The sequence below is a fragment of the Cyanobium sp. BA20m-p-22 genome (genome assembly GCF_024346275.1).
Lineage (GTDB): Bacteria > Cyanobacteriota > Cyanobacteriia > PCC-6307 > Cyanobiaceae > Cyanobium_A.
Map to the genome: position 1 here is coordinate 1 of NZ_JAGQCQ010000129.1, position 9,757 is coordinate 9,757.

The following is a 9,757-nucleotide window of genomic DNA, read 5'->3' on the forward strand; positions in this document are numbered from 1 at the left end:
CGGTGAAAATCACCGTCACCCGCCTGCGGTTGCCCGCTACAGGGAATCCCCTGCTGCCGGTATGGATGCCTAAATGCTACCAGTAATGGCTAAAGGTGCAGCAACCGCTATCTGCAGCGTGGTGCTTGCCCCGGCGGTGATACCTGCGGCCGAAACTCTCAGGCAGTTAACTGATAGAACGGCCCCCCGTAGCCGGCCGTGCCATCTGGGTTCAGGACTCAGGCCACCAGCTCCAGTCCCTGCTCTCCATCGCCGCGGCCACCTGGGGGATCGGAACGCCGGCCCGGCTGTACCTGGCGGTCATTGATTTGGACCCATGCCCCAGGATCTGTTCCACCATGCGCTGCTCACTGCCGGCATCCACCAGCTGCTGGGCGGCGAAATGTCGGCAGCTGTGAAACACCGCCAGCGGGTCGATGATGCCGGCCTGCTTCCTGATGATCTTGCCCAATCTGATGCTGGCGTAATGGCTCAACCGTGGATCTGTTGCCGGTGGCTGGGGCTCAGGAAACAGGAGCCCATCAGGCTGATCGTTTACCCATTCCAGGAATGATTCCAGCTGCAGTGACTGGGGGATTGGTATCTGCCGGCAGCTGGAATCGTTCTTCAATCGACGTTCTGCGCTGGGGCGGATGCTCACCACGGGGATGCCATCCATTCCGGTGATGTCGTCCTTCCTGATGCCGGCGATTTCCTCCAGCCGGGCCCCCAATGCCAGGGCCAATGGCAGGCCCCAGCGGTCTAAGGGGCGGCCACTTTGCTGGCGGCTCACCTGGATCAGCAGGTTGGCTTCCGCCATGGTGAATGGCCGGCGCTGCTGGCGGGTGCCGCTGCTGTTGCGGATGCTGCGGCCGGCCATCCGATCCAACACGTCCTGCGGGATGGGGAGCCCATCGTCTGAGGCGCTCTGCAGGATCGCCCGCACCAGGCCCAGGTGCTTCTTTGCGGTGGTGGTGCTGCGGCCCTGCAGTAGATGGCTGCGCCAGTCGATCACCTGCTGGGGGGTGAGCTGCTCGACGCTGTTGGTGCCGATGAAATCGCGGAACTCTTCAAGCCGGCGCTCAGCATCAACCCTGGTTTTTGCTGCTGGGGATCGGACCGAAACCCACCGCTCAAATGCTGCAGTCAGGGTCTGGGGCGCCACGCTGGGCGGCGGTGGATCTGGGAATCTCAACGGCTCTGGAAACTGGCCGTGCTCGATCTGGCGGGCCTGCTCACCCAGGGCGGCGCTGGTGGTGGCCAGCCGCAGTGCCACCGCCTGCTGTTGCTCGGGGGGCACGATCACACCCAGGCTCCGTAATTGCTGCCGGGCTTCGGTGATCCAGTGCTCGATGCCGGCCCGGGCCTGGCCCACCGCATCAGCTAAAAACGCCGCGGCCGATGCTGGGGTTTTCAGCTCATCACCCCAGAGAGCGCCACCGTCGGGTGATGCCACCTCTCCTGGGTGGTCTAGATAGTCCAGCGCGAAGGCCAAACGCACCGCTGCATCCACCATGGCCCGCTCATCGGCGATTGGCCCCGGTGCCCAGGCGGGTGGAATCGGGCAGGGCAACACGATCCCCGCAACGCTGGCGGCCGTCAGGATCGCCGCTACTTCGGAACGATCCACCGAGTCGGGATGCTGCGGGCCAGCGTCTTTGGCCCAGCTGCCGGCGACCCCGAGCTGTTGTTGTGGTGTGAGCTGGCGCTGGCCGGCCCGGGCCGCCATCAGGGCATCTTCAGCCTGGGCATCGGCACGGGCATAGGAGGCGGCAAAACGGGCACGATCCCGGGGCCCGCCGGCGGGGGAGCCCTGCAATTTCACTGTGAAGGTGGCCTGCCCGACCACGGGGCGCAGCTCCTTCGGGATCTGCCGTTTGTAGTAGGGCCCCGCTGAGGCGCCCCTCAACACCACATACGGCAAACTGTCTTTAGTAGTGGTGGAGAGCATCCCTGTACCCAACGCTGTACCCAGCTTTACACCCAAACAGGGGGTGAGAACCCACTGCAGGGGCTATAATCCCAGTGTTTACAGGGTGTTTACTTGGGTACAAATGGAGAATAGGGGACTCGAACCCCTGACCTCTGCGGTGCGATCGCAGCGCTCTACCAGCTGAGCTAATTCCCCGAATTCGGGCTCCTCGGAGCTTTCCTTGGCCATTATCTCCGACATCTCCGCCACTTCCTTGCCATGAGCGCGTCGATCACCCCGGAGCGGCTCGCCGCCTTTGATGAAGCCTCAGTCGCCGAGCTGGCTCGCCGACTTGAGGAAGACGACTATCCCAGCGCTTTCGACGGCTTGGACGACTGGCACCTGATGCGTGCGCTGGCCATTCACAAGCCTGAATTGGCACGCCCCTACGTGCATCTGGTGGATCAGGAACCCTTTGATGAAGAGTGAGCCAGACTCAACTGAGCCAGCCCCAACTGACCCCCTGGCGGGTCGCCGCATCTTGGTGGCCATCAGCGGCAGCATCGCCGCAGTCAAGATGCCCTTGGTGGTCAGCGCCCTGGTGCAGCGCGGTGCCCAGGTGCGCTGCCTGCTCACCCCGTCTGCGGCCCAGCTGGTGAGCCCGGTGGCCCTGGCCTGCCTCAGCCGCAATCCCTGCCTGCTCGACGCCGACCAGTGGAGCCACCAGGCATCCCGCCCCCTCCATGTGGAGCTGGCCGAGTGGGCGGAGCTGGTATTGGTGGCGCCCTTGAGTGCCACCAGCCTGGGTCGCTGGGTGCATGGGCTCGCCGACACCCTGCTGGCCAGCACCCTGTTGGCCTGCGAAGCGCCGGTGCTGGCGGCGGCAGCGATGAACACGGCGATGTGGGCGGCTCCGGCCGTGCGCCGCAACTGGGAGCTGCTGGGCAGTTTTGAGCGGGTGTTGCCCCTGGGGCCGGCGCCGGGGCTGTTGGCCTGTGACCGCCAGGGGGATGGCCGCATGGCCGAGCCGCTGCAGTTGCTGCTGGCCCTGGAATGCCTGCAGCTCTGGGGCTGGCGGCGCGATTGGTCTGGCCTGCGGCTGCTGGTGACGGCCGGCCCCACCCGCGAACCCCTCGACCTGGCCCGCTGTATCACCAATCCCAGCAGCGGCCGTATGGGGGTGTTACTGGCCCAGGCGGCCCGGCTCCGGGGGGCCGAGGTGACCCTGGTGCATGGCCCCCTGGCCCTTGACCCCCAGCTCCTCGCTGGCCTGTGCTGCGAGCCCGTGCAGACGGCGGCTGAAATGGAGCAGGCTCTGCTGAGGCTCCAACCCGGCTTCGATGCCATCGCCATGGCGGCGGCGGTGGCCGATCACCGCCGCCAGCAGCCGCTCGACACCAAACTCAGCAAGCACGACCTGGCGGCCGAGCTCAGCACCGGTTGGCAGGCCGTGCCGGATCTGTTGGCGGGCCTGGTGGCTAGAAGGCCCGCTGGCCAGAGGATCCTGGGCTTTGCGGCCCAGTCGGGTGACGTGCTGCCCGCCGCCCGGGCCAAGTGGGCCCGCAAGGGTTGCGACCTGCTGTTTGCCAATCCGATCGATCAGGCCGGAGCCGGCTTCGCCGTGGATACCAACCAGGGCTGGCTGCTCGGTGGAGCAGGGGGTGGGGCTGGCGGTGGAGCAGGTGGTGAGCAGCAGCTCCTGAGCGCATCCAAGCTGGCGATTGCCCAGCAGTTGCTCACAGCCCTGCGGCCGTAGCAGCCGGGGGGGGCGCCGGCTGGGCCTGCAGCTGATCGAGAAAACTGCGCAGCTGGGGGCGGGGGATGTAGGGCCAGCCGCCGCCGCGCTCGATGCTCTCCAGCAGCCTGAAGAGCTGGCTGCGGTCGCTGGGCAGGCTGCGGCGGAAGGCCCCGTCCTGAACGGAGCGATGTAGCTGCTCCAGTTGGCGCAGCAGCGCGAGCAGGGATTCGGGTTGGCCCTCCAGTTCCCCAGCCAGCAGTTCGAGCTGGCCGAGCTGGCTGGTGAGTCGCTGCTGCTGGCTGGTCGTCAGGCCCATCACATGTGTCTATCCAGGCTCGCGAGGCTCGCTCGCATACAGGTTGTTGAGAGCCGCGACATCGTACGGGGAATCAGGGTTTTGCACCGGTAGGATCCGCCCCAGCCCAGTCCCCATCCGCCGTATCCGCGGCGTTCTCCCATGAGTTTTCGTCCTCTGCTGGCCCTCGTGCTGGCGCTGTGCCTGACCCTGGTGACCGCCTGCAGCGGTGGGGCCAAGGCCGTGGATCGCGCCAACCTCACCTACGACGACATCCACAACACCGGCCTGGCCAACGACTGCCCGACCCTGCCGGATTCGGCCCGCGGCTCCATCACCCTCGACCCCTCGGCGAAATACCAGCTCAGCGAGATCTGCATGCACCCGGCAGAGGTGTATGTCAAGGGCGAGCCCGCCAACAAGCGCCAGGAGGCCCAGTTTGTCGCTGGCAAGATCCTCACCCGCTTCACCTCGAGCCTCGATCAGGTTTACGGCGATCTGACCGTGGGCGCCGATGGCCTCACCTTCAAGGAACTCGGCGGCATCGACTTCCAGCCGATCACCGTGCTCCTGCCTGGTGGTGAGGAGGTGCCCTTCACCTTCTCCAGCAAGGAACTGGTGGCCAGTGCCGAAGGCACCGCCCTCACCACCAGCACCGATTTCGAAGGTCCCTATCGGGCTCCCAGCTACCGCACCAGCAACTTTCTTGACCCCAAGGGCCGCGGTCTCACCACCGGCTACAGCAGTGCGATGGGCCTGGTGCCCGCCGGCGATGAATTTACCGGTGAAACCGTCAAACGCTATGTGGATGGTTCCGGCACCATGAACCTCTCGATCACCAAGGTGGATCCAACCACCGGCGAATTTGCCGGCGTGTTCACCGCCATCCAGCCCTCCGACTCCGACATGGGTACCAAGGCCGTGGTGGACGTAAAGATCGTCGGCCAGCTCTTCGGCCGCCTCGAGCAGGCCTGAGTGATAACGAGACCATCTCATGACCGTTCTTGATTCCACAACACCAGTGCCCGCCAGCTCTGCGGGCCTGATTGCCCCTCACGGGGGGGGGCTGGTGAACCTGATGGTGGCTGCCGGGCAGCGGGAGCCCATCAAGTTGGGGATCAGCCGCAGAGTTGAGTGCAGCGATCGCAACGCCTGCGATGTGGAGCTGCTCGTGGTGGGCGGCTTCTCACCCCTGCGCGGCTTCATGCACCAGGAGGATTACGACGCCGTGGTGGCGACCCACCGCACCACCAGTGGCCTGCTGTTTGGCCTGCCGATTGTCTTTGACACCGACGACGGCTCGATTGGCGTCGGCGACAGGCTGCTGCTCACCTATCGCGGCCAGGAGCTGGCGGTGCTGACGGTGGAGAGCCGCTGGGAGCCAGACAAGGCCCGCGAGGCCCAGGGTTGCTATGGCACCACCTCGCTCGAGCATCCGGCGGTGAAGATGATCGCCAGCGAACGGGGGCGCTACTACCTGGGTGGGGCCATCCAGGGTCTGGACCTGCCCCGGCGGGTTTTCCCCTGCAAGACCCCAGCCGAGGTGCGCGCCACCCTGCCCGAGGGGCAAAGCGTGGTGGCCTTCCAGTGCCGAAATCCCATCCACCGGGCCCATTACGAGCTGTTCACCCGGGCGCTCGATGCCGCCAATGTGAGCGAGCAGGGCGTGGTGCTGGTGCACCCCACCTGCGGCCCCACCCAGGACGACGACATCGCCGGAGAGGTGCGCTTCGAGACCTATGAGCGCCTGGCCGCCGAGCTGGACAACCCCCGCATCCGTTGGGCCTACCTGCCCTATTCGATGCACATGGCCGGCCCCCGCGAGGCCCTGCAGCACATGATCATCCGTAAGAACTACGGCTGCACCCACTTCATCATTGGCCGCGACATGGCCGGCTGCAAGAGCTCCCTGAGCGGCGAAGACTTCTACGGCCCTTACCAGGCCCAGGATTTCGCCCGGGACAACGCCGCCGAGCTGGGCATGGAAACCGTGCCCTCACTCAACCTGGTGTACACCGAGGAGGAGGGGTACGTGACCGCCGAACACGCCCAAGCCCGGGGCCTGCACATCCGCAAGCTCAGTGGCACCCAGTTCCGCCAGATGCTTCGCGGAGGCGAAGAAATACCAGAATGGTTCGCCTTCCGCAGCGTGGTGGCGGTGCTGCGCTCCTCAGCCGGTTAACATTCCTTTACTTGATTCTCAGTTGGAGAAAGGGTCTTGAAAAAGCGTTGGCGCAATGCGGGGCTTTACGTCCTGCTCGTGATCGTGGTGATTGCCGTGGGCACGGCCTTCCTGGATAGGCCCGATCCGGCCAATGCGCCGCGAACCCTGCGCTACAGCGACTTCGTTGAGGCGGTGCAGGCCAATGAGGTTTCCCGGGTGCTGATCTCCCCCGATCGGGGTACGGCCCAGGTGGTCGAAAACGACGGCAGGCGCGCAGTCGTCAACCTGGCACCTGACAAAGACCTGCTCAAACTGCTCACAGACCACAACGTCGACATTGCTGTCCAGCCCAGCCGCGAGCCGGCAGCCTGGCAGCAGGCGGTGGGCAGCTTGATCTTCCCCTTGCTCTTGCTTGGCGGTCTGTTTTTCCTCCTGCGCCGGGCCCAGGGCGGTGGCGGAAACCCCGCCATGAACTTCGGCAAGAGCAAGGCCCGCCTGCAGATGGAACCCCAGACCCAGGTCACCTTTGGCGATGTGGCGGGCATCGAGGGAGCCAAGTTGGAGCTCTCCGAGGTGGTCGACTTCCTCAAAAACCCCGATCGCTTCACAGCCGTTGGCGCCAAGATCCCCAAGGGTGTGCTGCTGGTGGGCCCTCCGGGCACCGGTAAAACCCTCCTGGCCAAGGCGGTGGCCGGCGAGGCAGGCGTTCCTTTCTTCTCGATCTCCGGCTCTGAATTCGTGGAGATGTTTGTGGGCGTGGGTGCCAGCCGGGTGCGCGACCTGTTCGAGCAGGCCAAAAAGAGTGCCCCCTGCATTGTCTTCATCGACGAGATCGACGCCGTTGGTCGCCAGCGCGGCGCTGGCCTTGGCGGCGGCAATGACGAGCGGGAGCAGACCCTCAACCAGCTGCTCACCGAGATGGATGGCTTTGAGGGCAATACCGGCGTAATCATCGTGGCGGCCACCAACCGGCCTGATGTGCTCGATTCGGCCCTGCTGCGGCCCGGTCGTTTCGACCGGCAGGTGGTGGTAGATCGGCCCGATTACGCCGGTCGCCTCCAGATCCTCGGCGTCCATGCCCGCGGCAAGACCCTGGCCAAGGACGTTGACCTCGACAAAATCGCCCGCCGCACCCCCGGCTACACCGGCGCCGATCTGGCCAACCTGCTCAACGAGGCGGCGATCCTGGCGGCCAGGCGCCAGCTCACCGAAGTCTCCATGGACGAGGTGAACGACGCCATCGAGCGGGTGATGGCTGGTCCGGAGAAGAAAGATCGGGTCATGAGTGAGAAGCGCAAGCGTCTGGTGGCTTATCACGAGGCGGGCCATGCCCTGGTGGGCGCCCTTATGCCCGACTACGACCCGGTGCAGAAGATTTCGATCATTCCCCGCGGCAATGCGGGGGGCCTCACCTTCTTCACCCCCTCTGAAGAGCGGATGGAATCGGGGCTCTACTCCCGCTCCTATCTCCAAAACCAGATGGCTGTGGCCCTGGGCGGTCGGGTTGCTGAAGAAATTGTCTACGGCGAAGATGAGGTGACAACTGGAGCCTCAAACGATCTGCAGCAGGTGGCCCGGGTGGCACGCCAGATGGTTACCCGCTTCGGCATGAGCGATCGGCTGGGCCCCGTTGCCCTGGGCCGCAGCCAGGGCGGCATGTTCCTGGGTCGCGACATCGCCGCTGAGCGTGATTTCTCCGAAGACACCGCAGCTGCCATCGACGAGGAGGTTAGTGAATTGGTGGCTGAGGCCTACAAGCGGGCCACTTCGGTGCTTACCGGCAATCGCCTGGTGCTCGATGAACTCGCCGCCATGCTGGTGGAGAAGGAAACCGTGGATGCGGAAGCTCTCCAGGAGCTTCTGATTCGCAGTGATGTGAAGGTTGCCGAATACGTCTGAGGCTTGCGGGCCGGCGGGGAGTGCTTCTTGGCTGATCCATTCCCTGCGGGCCCAGCCGCTGCTGATAGTGCTGCGGCCGGGCGAGCCCCTGCTGGCCCTGCCAACCCTGGAGCGGCTGCAGGAGTTGGGGCTGATCCATGTGGAGATCGCCTGGCAGCCGAAACCGGTCTGGGCGGATCAGATGCGGGAGCTGATTGACCTCTTTCCCGCTCTGGAGCTGGGGGCAGCCTCGGTTTGCCAGCTCCAGGGGGTGGCTGACGCCGCAGCTGCCGGCTGCCGCTACGCGGTTTCGCCTCTGCTCGATCTTGAGCTGCAACGGTGGGCGACCGAACGGGAGCTGCTGCTGGTGCCCGGAGTGATGAGCCCCTCCGAAGTGCATCAGGCCCGCCGGTTGGGCTGCGGCATCGTCAAGCTGTTTCCGGCGGTGAGCGTCGGCATCGATCACTGGCGGCGGCTGCGGGAGCCCCTGGGCGCCCCGCTGCCCTACTGCATCGCCGCCGGCGGCCTCAACCCCGGCGATGTGCTGCCCTGGCTGGAGGCCGGGGTGGATGCGGTGGCGCTGGGTTCGGGGCTCACCGCAGCTCTCCAGGCGGCGGCGGCTGATGCCGGCCTGGAGGCATTGCAGGACGTGCTTACGCAGCTGGGACGCTGATCTCGGCCGACCAGACCATGACCCGGTTTTGCCCATGAAGACGGCAGAGCCTGGCCACGCAACCGCTCAAAGCGCATGCGCTGCTGCTCCTCCTCTGTTCGTCTTCCCAGTTGCTCCCGGGGCAGGCATGGCTCGACGCCGACCCACTCGGGCAGCTGCGCGGGTCGGTGCTGCGCTTCGACGACCCGTTCGAGCCGGTCGGTGAGAACGACTGGGAAGCCCTGGTGTGATCCTGCTAGGTACCCATGCGCTTATCTGGTGGGCCGATGGCAATCATCTGAGGCTGTCAGCGAATGCCCTAGCCGCCACAGATCAGGAGATCGAGAGCGCCGGCAGGCCGGGCGGTTCACCGGGTCTGCTGGTGTCGGCGATCAGCTGCTGGGAAGTGGCGATGCTGGTGAATCGGGGTCGACTCGCCCTCAGCCTCGATGTGGAGCGCTGGTTGGCTGCTGGCCTCCCATCCGGCGGTGCGATTGCTGGCCCTCGATCCCGCCGTGGCTGTGGCAGCCACCGGCCTACCGGAGCCATTCCACGCCGATCCCGCCGATCGCTTCCTGGTTGCCCAGGCCCGCGAGCTGGGGATTCCCCTACTCAGCGCCGACAACAAGATCCTCTCCTACGGCCATGTGCGCAGCCTCTGGTGAAGGCAGTTGCCTCCCTCACCAGAGGCTGCACTGGCCCTGCTGGCGCAGCAGGTGATCGGCCAGCACCAGGGCCACCATCGCTTCCACCATTGGCACCGCCCGCGGCAGCACGCAGGGGTCGTGCCTGCCCTTGGCTTCGAGGGTGGTGGCCTCACCCCGCTCGTTGATGGTCTGCTGGGCCTTGCGGATCGTGGCGGTGGGCTTGAAGGCCACGCGAATCACGATCGGCTCGCCGTTGCTGATGCCGCCTTGGATGCCGCCTGAGTTGTTGGTGGCTGTGTGCAGGCGTCCATCAGCTGTCGGCAGAAAGGCGTCGTTGTGTTCGCTGCCTTTGAGCAGGGTGCCGGCGAAGCCGGAACCGATCTCAAATCCCTTGGTGGCCGGCAGCGACATCACCGCCTTGGCCAGATCTGCTTCCAACTTGTCAAAAACCGGCATGCCCAGCCCCATTGCCGCCTTGCGCACGATGCATTC

Annotated in this window: 10 protein-coding genes and 1 tRNA gene; 7 read left to right on the top strand and 4 right to left on the bottom strand. The window is 65.6% G+C overall.

All coding sequences use genetic code 11. The features are described 5' to 3' along the window. Positions 1–211 precede the first annotated feature (211 nt). Both KBZ15_RS11845 and KBZ15_RS11850 read right to left on the bottom strand, forming a co-directional pair. The gene (locus KBZ15_RS11845; protein ID WP_255015416.1) at positions 212–1,930 is read right to left on the bottom strand and encodes a tyrosine-type recombinase/integrase; all 1,719 of its coding nucleotides are present in this window, start codon (positions 1,928–1,930) and stop codon (positions 212–214) included. A 104-nt stretch (positions 1,931–2,034) separates the two neighbouring features. Further along, positions 2,035–2,107, bottom strand: a tRNA-Ala gene (locus KBZ15_RS11850). A gap of 63 nt (positions 2,108–2,170) precedes the next feature. On the opposite strand from KBZ15_RS11850, the gene KBZ15_RS11855 reads away from it, so the two are divergent. Both KBZ15_RS11855 and coaBC read left to right on the top strand, forming a co-directional pair. Continuing rightward, entirely contained in the window at positions 2,171–2,380 is a 210-nt protein-coding gene (locus KBZ15_RS11855; RefSeq protein WP_255015417.1) for a DUF2555 domain-containing protein, read from the top strand. Next, a complete protein-coding gene (gene coaBC / locus KBZ15_RS11860; protein WP_255015418.1) occupies positions 2,370–3,647 on the top strand; it encodes a bifunctional phosphopantothenoylcysteine decarboxylase/phosphopantothenate--cysteine ligase CoaBC in 1,278 nt (425 codons plus the stop codon). The genes KBZ15_RS11855 and coaBC overlap by 11 nt, the downstream gene beginning before the upstream one ends. Here the strand turns inward: coaBC and KBZ15_RS11865 are convergent. Then, positions 3,628–3,945 carry a hypothetical protein gene (locus tag KBZ15_RS11865; protein WP_255015419.1) on the bottom strand — a complete coding sequence of 106 codons (318 nt, stop codon included), beginning with the start codon at positions 3,943–3,945 and terminating at the stop codon, positions 3,628–3,630. The two genes, coaBC and KBZ15_RS11865, sit on opposite strands and share 20 nt — an antisense overlap. Before the next feature lie 141 nt (positions 3,946–4,086). Here KBZ15_RS11865 and psbO point away from each other — a divergent pair, with 141 nt between their 5' ends. From psbO to KBZ15_RS11890, 5 genes are all read left to right on the top strand, one after another. Next, positions 4,087–4,899 (top strand): photosystem II manganese-stabilizing polypeptide, encoded by an 813-nt coding sequence (gene psbO, locus KBZ15_RS11870; protein WP_255015420.1) that lies wholly within the window; start codon positions 4,087–4,089, stop codon positions 4,897–4,899. 19 nt (positions 4,900–4,918) lie between these two features. Beyond that, on the top strand, positions 4,919–6,106 hold the full coding sequence (gene sat, locus KBZ15_RS11875; RefSeq protein ID WP_255015421.1) for a sulfate adenylyltransferase: 1,188 nt from the start codon (positions 4,919–4,921) through the stop codon (positions 6,104–6,106). A gap of 36 nt (positions 6,107–6,142) precedes the next feature. Further along, positions 6,143–7,987: an ATP-dependent zinc metalloprotease FtsH3 gene (ftsH3, locus tag KBZ15_RS11880; protein WP_254932391.1), complete on the top strand. Its 1,845-nt coding sequence runs from the start codon at positions 6,143–6,145 to the stop codon at positions 7,985–7,987. After that, entirely contained in the window at positions 7,971–8,639 is a 669-nt protein-coding gene (locus KBZ15_RS11885; protein ID WP_255015422.1) for a bifunctional 4-hydroxy-2-oxoglutarate aldolase/2-dehydro-3-deoxy-phosphogluconate aldolase, read from the top strand. Before ftsH3 ends, KBZ15_RS11885 begins: the two co-directional genes overlap by 17 nt. A 428-nt stretch (positions 8,640–9,067) precedes the next feature. Beyond that, positions 9,068–9,283, top strand: coding sequence for a PIN domain-containing protein (locus KBZ15_RS11890; protein ID WP_255015423.1), 216 nt, complete (start codon positions 9,068–9,070; stop codon positions 9,281–9,283). Positions 9,284–9,298: 15 nt separating this feature from the next. On the opposite strand, the gene KBZ15_RS11895 is transcribed toward KBZ15_RS11890, so the two are convergent. Next, positions 9,299–9,757: chorismate synthase (locus tag KBZ15_RS11895; protein WP_255015424.1), on the bottom strand; the 459-nt coding region annotated here is incomplete at its 5' end.